This window comes from Luteimonas arsenica (assembly GCF_004352825.1).
GTDB classification, from domain to species: Bacteria; Pseudomonadota; Gammaproteobacteria; order Xanthomonadales; family Xanthomonadaceae; genus Luteimonas; species Luteimonas arsenica.
Genome location: NZ_SJRW01000001.1, coordinates 119,232 through 134,102, shown reverse-complemented (window position 1 = coordinate 134,102; position 14,871 = coordinate 119,232). Strand labels below are relative to the sequence as shown.

Below are 14,871 nucleotides of genomic sequence, written 5' to 3'. Positions count from 1 at the left end.
CGTGGCCTCCCCTTGCAGTGCGCGCAGCATAACGCGCCCGGCACGGCGGCCGGGCTTTTTCCCACCCATCCACGCGCCCCGACCCGATGGCGCGCGGCCCGCGCGGCGGCCAGGCTGAAGCTGCAGGCAAACCGGAGACCCCCATGATCGACCTCGGCCACATCGACGACCTCGCCCGCCGCCTCAGCAGCCTGGTGCCCCCGGGCCTGCGCGAGGGCCGCGAGGAGCTGCAGGAAAACTTCAAGTCCGTGCTGCAGGCCGGGCTGTCCCGCCTGGACCTGGTCACCCGCGAGGAGTTCGACGTCCAGCGCGCGGTGCTGCTGCGCACCCGCGAGAAGCTGGAGGCGCTGCAGGCGCAGGTGGCGGAGCTCGAAGCCCGCCTGGCCGCAGGCGACGCTTTGCCGGCGGCCCCGCCGCAGGCACCGCAACAGCCGCACTGAGGCCCCCACCATGGCCGGGCTTGCGATCGTGCACGGCCGTGCACGTGCCGGCGTGCGCGCGCCGGAAGTGACGGTCGAGGTCTACATGAGCGGTGGCCTGCCGCGGATGTCGATGGTTGGCCTGCCGCAGGCCGCGGTGCGCGAGTCCAAGGACCGCGTGCGCGCCGCCATCCGCTGCGCACAGTTCGAGTTCCCGCCGCGGGTCACGACCGTGAACCTGGCGCCGGCGGACCTGCCCAAGGGCGGCGGGCGCTTCGACCTGCCGATCGCGCTGGGCATCCTGGCCGCCAGCGACCAGCTGCCGCGCACCGCCCTGGCCGGACACGAGTTCATCGGCGAGCTGGGGCTGACCGGCGAGCTGCGCGCGGTCGACGGCGTGCTGCCGGCGGCGCTGGCCTGCGGCGAGGCCGGGCGCGTGCTGGTGGTGCCGGCCGCGAACGGTGCCGAGGCGGCGCTGGTGCGCGGGGTGGACGTGCGGGTGGCGCGCACGCTGTCGGAAGTCTGCGCGCATGTCGCCGGACAGCGACCGCTGCCGAAAGCGGTGGCGGACACCACGGCCGTCGTGCCGGCGCCCGCCGGCATTCCCGACCTGGCCGACGTGCGCGGCCAGCTGCGCGCACGACGCGCGCTGGAGATCGCCGCGGCCGGCGGCCACCACCTGCTGCTTTCCGGCAGTCCGGGCTGTGGCAAGACCCTGCTCGCCTCGCGCCTGCCCGGCATCCTGCCCGAGGCCAGCGAAGCCGAGGCGCTGGAAACCGCGGCCATCGCCTCGGTCAGCGGTCGCGGCATCGATCCTGCGCGCTGGCGGCAACGGCCTTTTCGCGCGCCCCATCACACGGCCAGCGCGATCGCACTGGCCGGCGGCGGCGGCGAACCGCGGCCCGGGGAGATCTCGCTCGCGCACCACGGGGTGCTGTTCCTCGACGAGCTCCCCGAGTGGAGCCGCCACGTGCTGGAAGTGCTGCGCGAACCGCTGGAGTCCGGCACCGTGACCGTCTCGCGCGCGGCGCGGCAAGCCGAGTTCCCGGCGCGCTTCCAGCTGGTCGCGGCCATGAACCCCTGCCCCTGCGGCTGGGCCGGCGACGCCTCCGGCCGCTGCCAGTGCGGCGTCGACGCCGTGCAGCGCTACCGCATGCGCGTCTCCGGCCCGCTGCTGGATCGCATCGACCTGCACGTCGACGTGCCGCGCATGGCTCCCGCGGAGCTTCGCCCGGATGCTCCGCCCGGTGAAGCCAGCACCGTCGTCCGCGCCCGCGTCGAAGCCGCGCGCAACCTGCAGATCGACCGTGCCGGCGTGCTCAATGCCCATCTCGACCAGGCCGGCACCGCCGCCCACTGCCGCCTGCCCGCCAACGACCAGGCATTGCTGGAGCGCGCGATTGACAGCCTGCAGCTGTCGGCGCGCGCGATGCACCGGATCCTTCGCGTGGCGCGGACGATCGCCGACCTTGCCGGCAGGGAGGCAATCGGCAGCGCTCATCTGGCTGAAGCCCTGGGCTACCGCGGCTTCGATCCCAGGGTGCAGGGAGCCGCCTGATCCACCTGCCCGCGCTCTGTGCCGGCTGTAACATCTGGAACCCATATGGTCATCATCAGGTTTCCCGCCGGGCTGCTCGCCGCAATGACGATCTCGGCTGGACTCCCGGGCTGCGCGTCCGCCGGGCACACATCGCCAGCCACACGGCCCGATCTGTACATCCACGAGCTGCTGGGCATCGCGGTGCGGCCCGGCGCCACCCTCGATCAGCTTTCCAGCCATTTCGATTTCGTAGGAAAGCAGGATGTCGAAGACGCCGGCTTCAGCCTGTCGACCACCTGGTCGATTCCATCCCTGCGACCGGGCCTGGGCGTGCAGAAAATGATCATCAGTCCGAAGCCGGGATCGCCGGATCGGATCGGGAGCGTGCGATTCGTGCTCATGGCGGGTGAGGAATCGGCCTGCGTGGATGCACGCGCGTTCGCAGACCGGGTCGGCCTGGTGGCATCCGCACCGATGCATCCCGATGCCATCACGGAGCACGACGTGGCACGAGTCAGCTACACGGGACGGATCAGCGACGCCCAGGTGTCGGCCGTGACGCGCCCCGACGGCATGGGCTGTCTCGAGGAACTCTTCGTCTGGCATCGGCATGCCGGCCGGCCAACCCCCTGACCTGCGTGCCGGCCCACTTGCACTGAGTCCCAATTGGGACTATTATTGCAATGAAGTCCTGTCAAGGAGTCTGTCATGAGCCAGCTCCGAATCGCCGACGCCCCGCTCCGCCGCGATCTGGCCGCCCCCGCGCTGCGGGCCTTCTTCAACATCGCCGACCGCTGGGGGCTCGGCAACGAGCAGGAGCGCGTGCTCCTGGGCAGCCCCGGCCGCTCCACGTTCTATCGCTGGAAGCGCGACCTCTCCGGCCAGCTCCCGCATGACGTGCTCGAGCGCATCAGCTACATCCTCGGCATCTACAAGGCCCTGCACCTGATCTTCGGCAACGAACAGCAGGCCGATGCCTGGATCAGCCGCGCCAACGACGCGCCATTGTTCGGCGGCCGCTCGGCCCTGGACCGGATGCTCGGCGGCCAGGTGGCGGACCTGTTCGTGGTGCGCCAGTACCTCGACGCCCAGCGGGGCTGGGGCTGATGCAGGCCGCGAAGGCCACCCGCGTGCGGTTCCGGTCGACGTACCGGATCGTGTCCAGCCGCTTCCCGCCGGTGGGCGTCTTCGACACCATCGCCGACCCGGCGGACATCGAGGCCCTGCACGAACTGGAGGCGATGACCAACCCGCGCATGCGCGATGCCCTGGGCGCGATCGGGCTGGTGCCGCCGGAGCGGCGCATCGCCGGCCCTGGCACCACGCCGATCATGGCGGCCTTCACCCACATCAACCCGGAAGGCTCGCGCTTCACCCCGGGCTGGTACGGCGTCTACTACTGCGCCCGCGAGCAGCAGACGGCGGTGGCGGAAACGGTGTTCCACCGCGAGCGCTTCCTGCGCAGCACGGACGAGCCCGCCTGCGTCCTGGACATGCGCTGCTACGTCGGCGAAATCGACAGCCGCCTGCACGACATTCGCGGCGGGTATCCCGCCCTGCACGACCCCGACAGCTATGTCGCCAGCCAGCGCTTCGCAGTCGAGCTGCGCGCGGACGGCGGCAATGGCATCGTCTACGACAGCGTGCGCGCGACGGGTGGCACCTGCATCGCGGCCTTCCATCCCGACGTGCTGAAGCCGGTGCACCAGGGGCCGCATCTCCAGTACCACTGGGATGGCAAACGGATCGCGCAGGTCACAGAAGCCAGAATCGTCCCGTTCTGACCAACCCTTCCCCCGGCAAACCCCAACCATCCCGCCAGCGCACGGACTTCTTCCCCCGCAAAGCGGGGGAAGATGCCCAAAGGGCAGATGGGGGCGAAGCTTGCGGAAGTGTCGGGACGAAGCGCCGCTGCAAGCTTGCGGCGGCGCCTTGTTGGGGCGATGCCACGGGATTGCTTCCATCCCCCGCTTCGCGGGTACTTCCCCCGCTTTGCGGGGGAAGGGAGCGGCCTCGAGGGGCCCTGCTCAGGCCGCAGCGACCTGGAACTGCTCCTCCTCCGTCGACCCGGTCAACGCCGTCGTCGACGACTGGCCCTGTTGGATCGCCTGGGTCACCGCGTCGAAGTAACCCGTGCCCACTTCGCGCTGGTGCTTGACCGCGGTGAAGCCCTTGTCGGCCGCGGCGAACTCCGCTTCCTGCAGCTCGACGAAGGCACTCATCTGCTTGCGCGCATAGCCGTGCGCGAGGTTGAACATCGAATAGTTCAGCGCGTGGAAGCCGGCCAGGGTGATGAACTGGAACTTGTAGCCGTAGGACGCGATCTCGTCCTGGAACTTCGCGATCGTGGCGTCGTCCAGGTTCTTCTTCCAGTTGAAGCTCGGCGAGCAGTTGTACGCCAGCATCTTGCCCGGGTATTTCTCGTGGATGGCCTCGGCGAAGGCGCGGGCAAAGCCGAGGTCGGGCTTGCCGGTCTCGCACCACACCAGATCCGCGTAGGGCGCATACGCGAGCCCGCGGCTGATCGCCTGGTCGAGACCGTTGCGGGTCTTGAAGAAGCCCTCGACGGTGCGCTCGCCGGTAGTGAAGGGGCGATCGTTGTCGTCGATGTCGCTGGTCAGCAGGTCGGCGGCCTCGGCGTCGGTGCGGGCGACAATCAGGGTCGGCACGCCCATGACGTCGGCGGCCAGGCGCGCGGCGTTGAGCTTCTCCACCGCCTCGCGCGTGGGCACCAGCACCTTGCCGCCCATGTGGCCGCACTTCTTGACCGAAGCCAGCTGGTCCTCGAAGTGCACGCCGGCGGCACCGGCCTCGATCATCGCCTTCATCAGTTCGAAGGCGTTGAGCACGCCGCCGAAGCCGGCTTCGGCGTCGGCCACGATCGGCTGCAGGAAGTCGATCGAATCGTCACCTTCGGCATGCTGCAGCTGGTCGGCGCGCAGCAGCGCGTTGTTGATGCGCTTCACCACCGCGGGCACCGAGTCGGCGGGGTACAACGACTGGTCGGGATACATCTGGCCGGCGAGGTTGGCGTCCGCCGCCACCTGCCAGCCGGACAGATAGATCGCCTTCAGCCCGGCCTTGACCTGCTGCATGGCCTGGTTGCCGGTCAGGGCGCCGAGCGCGTTGACGTAGTCGCGCTCATGCAGCGAGTCCCACAGCTTCTCCGCGCCCAGGCGCGCCAGCGAATGCTCGACGTGCACGGTGCCGCGCAGGCGCACGACGTCCTCGGCGGAATAGTTGCGGGTGATGCCGGCCCAGCGCGGGTCGGTGCTCCATTCCTGGCGGATCTCTTCGGCGGTCTGCAGCTTGGGCTTCGTGCTCATCTGGGTGGTCTCCGGTGCAGCGGTCTTGTCGGTGGGGGCGGAGCGGTTTCGCTGCTCCTGTGGGAGCGGCCATGGCCGCGATGGGTTTGCGGGATCGCGGCTGTAGCCGCTCCCACGGTGTTCAGGGGGCGGGCTTCAGGGCAGACGTTCGTACGCCGGCAGCGTCAGGAACTCCTCCAGCTCCGCGCTGCGCGTCAGCGTTTCCAGCATCCCGACAGCCTCGGCAACGCGGCCGGCGCCCGGGATCGGCCCTTCGGCGGCCAGGCGCGAAGGCAGGTTCAGCAGCGCCTGCTCGAACAGGCAGTCGTCGATCACCGTGCCGTCGTCCAGGCACAGCGGCACGCCGCCGCGGTCGGCCGCGTGCAGCCACTGCCACAGCTGCGAACGCGCGATCTCGGCGGTGGCGGCGTCCTCCATCAGCCAGTGGATCGGCACGCAGCCGTTGCCGTCGAGCCAGGCGGCGAGGTAGCGCACGCAGACTTCGACGTTGCCCTCGAAGCCGGCGCGGGTGATGGTGCCGCGCGAGGGCGCGATCAAGGTGTCGCGGTCGGCGGCGACGTCGTCGCGCGCCACGCCGTGCTGGTTCGGCCCCGGCATCGCCTCGTCGAAGATCGCCTTCGCGATCGGCACCAGCGCCGGATGCGCGACCCAGGTGCCATCGTGGCCGGCACCGGCCTCGCGCAGCTTGTCGGCGCGCACGCGCGCCAGCGCGGCCTCGTTCGCCTCCGGGTCGCCGGAAATCGGAATCTGCGCCGCCATGCCACCCATCGCGTGCGCGCCGCGGCGGTGGCAGGTGCGCACCAGCAGCTCCGAATACGCCTTGAGGAAGGGCTGGGTCATCGTCACCTGTCCGCGCTCGGGCAGCACCCGGTCGCGGTGGGCGCGGAAGGTCTTGATGTAGGAAAAGATGTAGTCCCAGCGCCCGCAGTTGAGCCCGGCGATGCGGCCGCGCAGTGCGTGCAGGATCTCGTCCATCTCGAACACCGCCGGCAGCGTTTCCACCAGCACGGTGACCTTGATGCAGCCCCCGGGCAGGCCCAGCACCTGCTCGATGTGCGCCAGCACCTCGTCCCAGAGCGCGGCCTCCTCCATCGACTGCAGCTTGGGCAGGTAGAGGTAGGGGCCGCGATCCTTGGCGACCAGCGCGGCGGCGTTGCCCAGGCAGAACAGGCCGGCGTCGAACAGGCTGGCGCTGATGCGCTCGCCGTCGACCAGCAGGTGCTTCTCGTCCAGGTGCCAGCCGCGCGGGCGCACGATCAGTACCGCGCGCTCGCCTTCGGGCTTCATCCGGTAGGACTTGCCGTTGTCGGCGTCGAAGGCCAGCGTCCCGGCGATCGCCTCGCGCAGCGCGCGCTGGCCGGTGAGCAGGGCGTCCCAGGTCGGCGCGGTCGAATCCTCGAAGTCGGCCATGTAGCAGCTGGCGCCGGAGTTGAGCGCGTTGATGACCATCTTCGGGTCGACCGGGCCGGTGATCTCGACGCGGCGGTCGAGCAGCGCGGCCGGCAGCGGCGCCACGCGCCAGTCGCCCTCGCGGATGGCGCGGGTATCGGCGCGGAAGTCGGGCAGGCCGCCGGCGTCGAAGAAGGCCTGGCGCTCGCGGCGGGCGGCGAGCAGGGCCTGGCGGCGCGGCTCGAAGCGCTGGTGCAGGCCGGCGAGGAAGGCCAGGGCGCGCTCGTCCAGCAGGTCGGGCGCGGCGGCCGCGCCGGCGGCGAGGCGGACATCGGCGACGACGAGATGGGGGGCTGCGGACATGTCGGCTCCGGAGGCGGGTCGGGCAGCCACCATCCCCGCAGCTGGAATATTTGACAAAACAGATATAACAATGCGATTGATAAGTTGTTCTTATATTCCAGTCAGGACGCGGCCTTGGCGCCCTCCCGCACCCCCCGCTTCGCCTACAAGGGCGACCGCCTCAAGCCCCTCCGGGCCTTCTGCCAGGTGGCCCGCCTGGGCTCGGTGTCGCGCGCGGCCGAGGCGCTGTACGTCAGCCAGCCCGCGGTCAGCCAGCAGCTCCAGGCCCTGGAACGGGAGCTGGGCGCGACCCTGTTCCAGCGCAACGGCCGCCGCCTGCTGCCGACCGCGGAGGGCGAGGCCCTGTACGAGCTGGCGCGCCCCTTGGTCGAGGGCATCGACGCCCTGCCCGCCGCCTTCCGCCGCCAGCTGGCGGGCATGGACGCCGGCGAGCTGGAAATCGCGGCCAACAGCTCGACCATCCTCTACCTGCTGCCGCGGATCGTCGGCGCCTACCGCGAACAGCATCCCGAGGTGCGCTTGCGCCTGCACAACACCATCAGCGCCGACGGCACCGACCTGCTGCGCGCGGACACGGTGGAGCTGGTGGTCGGCTCGATGCTCGACGTCCCGGCCGACCTCAGCTACGTGCCGGTGTACTCGTTCACCCCGATGCTGATCACGCCGCGCGACCACCCGCTGGCGACCATGCCGCAGCTGACCCTCGAAGCCATCTCGAAGCACGGCCTGATCCTGCCGCCGCAGCGCCAAGTGACCTGGCGCCTGGTCGACCTGGTGTTCCAGCAGGCGCGCGTGCCCTACACGGTGTCGCTGGAAGTCGGCGGCTGGGAAGTGATCAAGCAGTACGTGGCCATGGGCCTGGGGATCTCGATCGTCAGTTCGATCTGCCTGGACGAGGCCGACCACGAACGCCTCGCCATCCGCCCCCTGGACGCCTGGTTCCCCGCGCGCAGCTACGGCGTGGTGGTGCGCAAGGGCAAGGTGCTTTCGCCGCAGGCGCGCGCCTTCATCGACCTGATCGGGCCCGACCTGTTCGTGCGTCGCAGCCACGAAGACCCGGGGCATTCCGAACGCTGAGCGGAGGCCGCACGCGGGGCCTCCCGCGCGGCCGGTGGTTCAGGCGGCTTCCTCGACGTCGAGATCGCGGTCCTTGCGCTTGCCATCGGCGACGGGCACGGCCGCGGTGGCCGGCTGCCTCGACACCCGGTCGAGTTCGGCGGCGACCTTGTCCTGGTCGGGGCAGCGCATGTTCGGGCACAGCGCCTGCATGTAGTCGGCGTCGAAGTTCAGGCGTTCGACCAGGAAGTCGACGAAGGCGCGCACCTTGGGCGAGGTGACATGGCCGCGCGGGAACACCGCGTTGAAGTCCAGGTCCGGGCCGGTCCAGCCGGCCAGCACGCGCTGCACCATGCCCTTCTCGGCGTAGGCCTTGACGGTGACGTCGCTGGCGAGCATCAGGCCCTCGCCGCAGAGCAGCGCGCCCTTCAGCGCCGCGGGATCGCTGGCGACCAGGATCGGGTCGATGCCGTACTCGGCACGTCCGTCGCCATCGCCCAGCTGCCAGTAATAGCTGCCGTTGCGCCGCGATTTCTGCATCGCCAGCGTGCGGTGGTGCTGCAGGTCGTCGGGATGCAGGGGCTCGCCGTGTCGCTCGATGTAGGAGGGGCTGGCATAGACCTGGGTGCGGAACACCGCCAGCCGGCGCGCGACCAGGTTGGAATCGGGCAGGTTGCCGATGCGCAGCGCGAGGTCGATCTCGCCATCGATCAGATCGACCTGTTCGTTGCTGAGCGACATCTCCAGCCGGACCTCGGGGTGCCGGGCGTGGAACTCACCCAGCAGCGGCGCGATCCAGGCGATGCCGGCGGAATACGGCGCGCTGAAACGCAGCCAGCCGCGTGGGCCGCCCTGCAGCTGGCCGACGGCGCTCTCGGCTTCTTCCAGTTCGCGCGCGATGCGCTGGCAGTGCTCGTAGTAGACGCTGCCGGCCTCGGACAGGCCGAGCTTGCGCGTGGTGCGGTGGAGCAGCTGCGCGCCCAGGCGCGTCTCGAGCTCCTGCACCTTGCGGCTGACGGTGGTCTTGGGCAGGCGCAGGGCCTTGGCCGCGGCGATGAAGCTGCCGAGCTCGACCACCTTGACGAAGATCAGCGTGTCGTTGAGATCACGGCTCACGGGGCGCCTCCGGGGCGAGTACTGGATTGGACCAGAGAAGGGACAATTATTCCCCGATCCGACGGCTAATCAAGTGCCGATCCGGCGCCTATCTTGTCGGCCTGCCCGCCCTTGGCCGCCTCCCATGTCCCGCACCACCCGCCGCTCCCTGCTCCGCAATGCGCTGTCCGCGCTGATCGCCCTGGACCTGCTTGCCCTGGCCGCACTTGTTGCGAATCAGTGGCTTGCGGTGAGTGCGGGGGTGGCCTGGGGCATTGCAGCGGCACTCGCGCTGCCGGTGTTCGCGCTGGCCAGGCCCGTGTCGGCGACGGTGCTGGCGATGGCCGACCGTTACGCCGGCATCCCGAATACGGGAGAACAAATCCCGAGGACGGGACAATGAGCGGCCGCCTGATTGTCCTGGGCGCGACCGGGGCCATCGGTCGCGCCGTGGTCGGCCATGCGCTGGCCGAAGGGCGCGGCGTGATCGCGGTGGCCCGCGACGCCCGCAGGCTGGCGCAGCTCAAGCGCAGCCACGGCCGCGACGCCGACATCGCCACCCTTGCCGCCACGATCGCCAGCGACGGCGACGCCGCGCGGCTGGCGGCGCGCATCGGATCGCTGCGTGGCGCGCCGCCGACGGGCATGGTCGCCGCGATCCGCGGCCAGGCCGAACGCGGCCGCCTGCTCGATGCCCGCGCCGATTTCCTGCAGCGCCGCCTCGACGAGGACCTGCTGCCGCACCTGTTCGCCGCGCGCCACCTGATGCCGCTGCTGGCACAGCAGCCAGACGCCGGCTACGTCTTGGTCGGCGGCCCGGGCGCGGAGCAGCCCTGGGCCGGCTACGGCCACCACTCCATCGGCGCGGCGGCGCTGCGGATGCTGGCGCGCGTGCTCCACGACGAGGCCCGCGCGCTGCCGCTGCGGGTGCGCATGCTGTCGGTGGATTCGCCGGCGCGCACCGCGGACAACGCCCGCCACGCCTGCGAACGCTGGCCCGACGCCGACGCCGTCGCGCGCCAGGTCCTGCATCTGCTCGATGGCGGCGGCTGCGCCCAGCCGCTGGTCCGCTTCCCGCCCCGCGCCGCCCTGCCGACGGCCGCCCTGCCCCCGACTTCCCCCGCGTCGAAGGAAAACCATTCGCCATGAACATCCGCACCGTCATCGTCGATTCCGGCATCCGCCTGTCCCTGGTCGCGGTCGCGCTCGGCGCCGCGATCGCGCTGGCCAGCGCCGGCTGCAGCAGCCAGGCGGCACCCGGCGCCGAGGCTGCCCCGGCGCCCGAAGTCGGCGTCGCCACCGTGCTCTCCCGCCAGGTACGGCAGTGGGACGAGTTCAGCGGCCGCATCGCCGCGATCGAATCGGTCGAGCTGCGGCCGCGCGTCAGCGGCTACGTGCAGCGCGTGGCCTACGAGGAAGGCAGCGAAGTCGCCAAGGGCGACCTGCTGTTCGTGATCGACCCGCGCCCCTACCGCGCCGCGCTCGACCAGGCCCAGGCCCAGCTCGAGCGCGCGCGCGCCGAGGCGCGGCTGGCCACGACCCAGCACGAGCGCGCGCAGTCGCTGATCGAAGCCCGCGCGATCTCGCGCGAGGAGTTCGAGACCCGGCGCGCCGCGACCGCCCAGGGCAACGCCGGCGTCCGCGCCGCCGAAGCCGCGGTGGCCGCGGCGCGCCTGGACCTGCAGTTCACCGAGGTGCGCGCGCCGGTCGCCGGCCGCGCCGGGCGCGCCCTGGTCACCGAGGGCAACCTCGCCCAGGCCGACGCCACCCTGCTGACCACGGTGGTCTCGCAGGACCCGGTGCACGTCCACTTCGAGGCCGACGAGCGCGCCTTCCTGCGCTACCAGGCGCTGGCGCGCAGCGGCGAGCGCGACGCCGCCGGCAATCCGGTGCGCGTGGGGCTGGCGGACGAGACCGGCCACCCGCATGCCGGCACGGTCGATTTCATCGACAACCAGGTCGACAGCACCACCGGCACGGTGCGTGCGCGCGCGGTGCTGCCCAACCCCGACCGCGTGTTCACGCCGGGCCTGTTCGCCCGCGTGCAGATCGAAGGCAGCGCCGAGTTCGATGCCCTGCTGGTCGACGACAAGGCGGTGCTCACCGACCAGGACCGCAAGTACGTCTACGTGCTGGGCGAAGGCGACACCGCGCAGCGCCGCGACGTGGTGCTCGGACGCATGGTCGACGGCCTGCGCGTGGTGCAGTCGGGGCTCGAACCCGGCGACCGGGTGATCGTCAACGGCGTGCAGCGGGTGTTCTTCCCGGGCATGCCGGTGGCGCCGACGCAGGTCGCGATGGTGCCGCCACCCAAGGGCGAGGCCGTCGCCACGGCAGGCACGCGATGACGCCGTAACACGGGTAGACCCCTTCCCCCAGCCGGCCGTCGCCCCCGTCCGCGGATCCCCTCCCCTTGCGCGGGCCGGGGCGGCGACGCCGGCACCTTCTTTCCCGAGCCCCGCCCCGCGGGGCCAGGACCCACGCGGCCCGTCGCCGCGAAGGAATGCCACATGGACTTCTCCAGGTTCTTCATCGACCGCCCGATCTTCGCCGCCGTGCTGTCGATCGTGATCTTCGCCGCCGGCCTGATCTCGATCCCGCTGCTGCCGATCGGCGAATACCCCGAAGTGGTGCCGCCCTCGGTGATGGTGCGCACGGTGTATCCCGGCGCCAATCCCAAGGTGATCGCGGAAACCGTGTCCACGCCGCTGGAAGAGGCCATCAACGGCGTCGAGGACATGATGTACATCAAGTCGGTCGCCGGCTCCGACGGCGTGCTGCAGATGACGGTCACCTTCAAGCCCGGCACCGACCCCGACGACGCCACGGTACGCGTGCAGAACCGCGTCAGCCAGGCGCTGGCGCGACTGCCGGAGGACGTGCGCCGGCAGGGCGTGACCACGCAGAAGCAGTCCCCGGTGTTCCTGATGGTGGTGCACCTGACCTCGCCCGAGGGCAAGTACGACACCCTGTACCTGCGAAATTACGCGCGCCTGCACGTCAAGGACGCGCTGGCGCGCCTGCCCGGCGTCGGCGACGCGCAGGTGTTCGGCGGCGGCGACTACGCGATGCGCGCCTGGCTCGATCCCGATGCGATCGCCTCGCGCGGGTTGACCGCAAGCGACGTGCTGCGCGCGATGCGCGAGCAGAACGTGCAGGTGTCCGCCGGCCAGCTCGGCGCCGAACCGATGCCCGACAGCGACTTCCTCACCCTGATCAACGCCCGCGGCCGCCTGGAGACCGAGCAGGAGTTCGGCGACATCGTGGTCAAGGCCGGCGCCGACGGCGAGATCGTGCGCCTGTCCGACGTCGCCCGCCTGGAGCTGGGCGCGGGCGACTACACCCTGCGCTCGCAGCTCGACGGCAACAACGCGGTCGGCATCGGCATCTTCCAGGCGCCCGGCGCCAACGCGCTCGAGATCCGCGACGCGGTGATCGCCAATATGGACGAGGTCGCGCAGCGCTTCCCCGAGGGCATCGAGTACGAGGCCGTCTACGACACCACCATCTTCGTGCGCGATTCGATCAAGGCCGTGGTCGCCACCTTGCTCGAGGCGGTGCTGCTGGTGGTGCTGGTGGTGATCCTGTTCCTGCAGACCTGGCGCGCGTCGATCATTCCGCTGATCGCGGTGCCGGTATCGATCGTCGGCACCTTCGCCGCGCTATACCTGCTCGGCTTCTCGATCAACACGCTCAGCCTGTTCGGCCTGGTGCTGTCGATCGGCATCGTGGTCGACGACGCGATCGTGGTGGTGGAGAACGTCGAGCGCAACATCGAGGAGGGCCTGAGCCCGCTCGAAGCCGCGCACCAGGCCATGCGCGAGGTGTCCGGGCCGATCATCGCCATCGCCCTGGTGCTGTGCGCGGTGTTCGTGCCGATGGCCTTCCTGTCGGGCGTGACCGGCCAGTTCTACAAGCAGTTCGCGGTCACCATCGCGATCTCGACGGTGATCTCGGCGATCAACTCGCTGACCCTGTCGCCGGCGCTGGCCGCGCGCCTACTGAAGCCGCACGGCGCGCCCAAGGACGCGCCCACTCGGCTCATCGACCGCCTGTTCGGTTGGGTGTTCAAGCCGTTCAACCGGTTCTTCGGCGCCAGCTCCAGCAGGTACCAGGGCGCGGTGTCGCGCACGCTCGGCCGCCGCGGCATGGTGTTCGTGGTCTACGCCGTGCTGCTGGCCGGGACCGGGCTGATGTTCAAGGCGGTGCCGGCGGGCTTCATCCCGGTGCAGGACAAGCTGTACCTGGTCGCCGGCGTGAAGCTGCCCGAGGGTGCCTCGATCTCCCGCACCGACGCGCTGCTGCGCAAGGTCAGCGAGATCGCGATGGACACCGAGGGCGTCGCGCACTCGATCGCGTTCCCGGGCCTGAACGCGGTGCAGTTCACCAACACGCCCAACACCGGCGTGGTGTTCCTGCCGCTGGATCCGTTCTCGGAGCGCAAGCGGAGCGCGCTGGAGATCAACGCCGAGATCAACCAGAAGATCGCCGGCCTGCAGGAGGGTTTCACCTTCTCGGTGATGCCGCCGCCGATCCTCGGCCTGGGCAACGGTGCCGGCTACCAGCTGTTCATCGAGGACCGCGCCAACCTCGGCTACGGCGCGCTGCAGGAGGCGACCAGCGCCATGCAGGGCGCGCTGATGCAGACCCCGGGCATGGGTTTCGCCAATACCACCTACCAGGCCAACGTGCCGCAGCTCGATGCCGAGGTCGACCGGGTCAAAGCCAAGGCCCAGGGCGTGCCCCTGACCGAACTGTTCGACACCCTGCAGACCTACCTCGGCTCGGCCTACGTCAACGACTTCAACCGCTTCGGGCGCACCTGGCAGGTGATCGCGCAGGCCGACGCGCCGTTCCGCGACGGCGTCGAGGACATCGCCAACCTGCGCACCCGCAACGACCGCGGCGAAATGGTGCCGATCGGCTCGATGGTGAGCGTGCGCCAGACCTTCGGCCCCGACCCGGTGCTGCGCTACAACGGCTACCCGGCCGCCGACCTCGCCGGCGACGTCGACCCGCGGGTGATGTCGTCGACCGAGGGCATGGCCAAGGTGGCCGAGCTGGCGGAAGGGATCCTGCCCAACGGCATGGCGATCGAGTGGACCGACCTGAGCTACCAGCAGGCCACGCAGGGCAATGCCGCGCTGGTGGTGTTCCCGCTTGCGATCCTGCTCGCGTTCCTGGTGCTGGCGGCGCTGTACGAAAGCTGGACGCTGCCGCTGGCGGTGATCCTGATCGTGCCGATGTGCATGCTGTCGGCGCTGCTGGGCGTGTGGCTGACCGGCGGCGACAACAACGTCTTCGTGCAGGTCGGGCTGGTGGTGCTGATGGGCCTGGCGTGCAAGAACGCGATCCTGATCGTCGAGTTCGCGCGCGAACTGGAGCTGCAGGGCAAAGGCATCGTGGAGGCCGCGCTGGAAGCCTGCCGGCTGCGCCTGCGCCCGATCATCATGACCTCGATCGCCTTCATCGCCGGCACCGTGCCGCTGGTGCTGTCGTCGGGCGCCGGCGCGGAGGTGCGCTCGGCCACTGGCATCACCGTGTTCGCCGGAATGCTCGGTGTGACCGTGTTCGGCCTGTTCCTGACGCCGGTGTTCTACGTCGCATTGCGCAAGCTGGTCACCCGCCGTGCATCGCCTGAAACCACCACCGCCGCCGACCCGGCCCTGCAGGCCTGATCCGC

General features: G+C 70.5%; 13 protein-coding genes. 10 read left to right on the top strand and 3 right to left on the bottom strand.

Annotated elements, in window-relative coordinates; genetic code table 11:
- Window positions 1-143 precede the first annotated feature (143 nt).
- The 5 genes from ubiK (at window position 144) to E2170_RS00600 (ending at window position 3,743) form a co-directional block, all read left to right on the top strand.
- The gene (gene ubiK, locus E2170_RS00620) at window positions 144-440 is read left to right on the top strand and encodes a ubiquinone biosynthesis accessory factor UbiK (protein WP_132998727.1); all 297 of its coding nucleotides are present in this window, start codon (window positions 144-146) and stop codon (window positions 438-440) included.
- A 10-nt stretch (window positions 441-450) separates the two neighbouring features.
- Complete coding sequence (locus E2170_RS00615; RefSeq protein WP_132998726.1) at window positions 451-1,977, top strand: YifB family Mg chelatase-like AAA ATPase; 1,527 nt, start codon at window positions 451-453, stop codon at window positions 1,975-1,977.
- A gap of 45 nt (window positions 1,978-2,022) precedes the next feature.
- Window positions 2,023-2,592 (top strand): hypothetical protein, encoded by a 570-nt coding sequence (locus E2170_RS00610; protein ID WP_132998725.1) that lies wholly within the window; start codon window positions 2,023-2,025, stop codon window positions 2,590-2,592.
- A gap of 75 nt (window positions 2,593-2,667) precedes the next feature.
- Complete coding sequence (locus tag E2170_RS00605) at window positions 2,668-3,066, top strand: MbcA/ParS/Xre antitoxin family protein (RefSeq protein WP_132998724.1); 399 nt, start codon at window positions 2,668-2,670, stop codon at window positions 3,064-3,066.
- A complete protein-coding gene (locus tag E2170_RS00600) occupies window positions 3,066-3,743 on the top strand; it encodes an RES family NAD+ phosphorylase (RefSeq protein ID WP_132998723.1) in 678 nt (225 codons plus the stop codon). The genes E2170_RS00605 and E2170_RS00600 overlap by 1 nt, the downstream gene beginning before the upstream one ends.
- 243 nt (window positions 3,744-3,986) lie before the next feature.
- Here the strand turns inward: E2170_RS00600 and aceA are convergent, their stop codons facing one another.
- Both aceA and aceB read right to left on the bottom strand, forming a co-directional pair.
- A complete protein-coding gene (gene aceA, locus E2170_RS00595) occupies window positions 3,987-5,285 on the bottom strand; it encodes an isocitrate lyase (RefSeq protein WP_132998722.1) in 1,299 nt (432 codons plus the stop codon).
- A gap of 135 nt (window positions 5,286-5,420) precedes the next feature.
- The gene (aceB, locus tag E2170_RS00590; protein WP_132998721.1) at window positions 5,421-7,037 is read right to left on the bottom strand and encodes a malate synthase A; all 1,617 of its coding nucleotides are present in this window, start codon (window positions 7,035-7,037) and stop codon (window positions 5,421-5,423) included.
- Window positions 7,038-7,151: 114 nt separating this feature from the next.
- Between aceB and E2170_RS00585 the strand changes: the two genes are divergently transcribed.
- A complete protein-coding gene (locus E2170_RS00585) occupies window positions 7,152-8,114 on the top strand; it encodes a LysR family transcriptional regulator (protein ID WP_132998720.1) in 963 nt (320 codons plus the stop codon).
- 39 nt (window positions 8,115-8,153) lie between these two features.
- On the opposite strand, the gene E2170_RS00580 is transcribed toward E2170_RS00585, so the two are convergent.
- Entirely contained in the window at window positions 8,154-9,209 is a 1,056-nt protein-coding gene (locus tag E2170_RS00580) for a LysR family transcriptional regulator (protein ID WP_132998719.1), read from the bottom strand.
- A gap of 124 nt (window positions 9,210-9,333) precedes the next feature.
- Between E2170_RS00580 and E2170_RS00575 the strand changes: the two genes are divergently transcribed.
- The 4 genes from E2170_RS00575 (at window position 9,334) to E2170_RS00560 (ending at window position 14,866) form a co-directional block, all read left to right on the top strand.
- A complete protein-coding gene (locus E2170_RS00575) occupies window positions 9,334-9,591 on the top strand; it encodes a hypothetical protein (RefSeq protein WP_132998718.1) in 258 nt (85 codons plus the stop codon).
- Window positions 9,588-10,337 (top strand): SDR family NAD(P)-dependent oxidoreductase, encoded by a 750-nt coding sequence (locus E2170_RS00570; protein WP_132998717.1) that lies wholly within the window; start codon window positions 9,588-9,590, stop codon window positions 10,335-10,337. Before E2170_RS00575 ends, E2170_RS00570 begins: the two co-directional genes overlap by 4 nt.
- Window positions 10,334-11,536 (top strand): efflux RND transporter periplasmic adaptor subunit, encoded by a 1,203-nt coding sequence (locus E2170_RS00565; protein ID WP_132998716.1) that lies wholly within the window; start codon window positions 10,334-10,336, stop codon window positions 11,534-11,536. The genes E2170_RS00570 and E2170_RS00565 overlap by 4 nt, the downstream gene beginning before the upstream one ends.
- A gap of 162 nt (window positions 11,537-11,698) precedes the next feature.
- On the top strand, window positions 11,699-14,866 hold the full coding sequence (locus tag E2170_RS00560) for an efflux RND transporter permease subunit (RefSeq protein WP_132998715.1): 3,168 nt from the start codon (window positions 11,699-11,701) through the stop codon (window positions 14,864-14,866).
- Window positions 14,867-14,871: the final 5 nt, after the last annotated feature.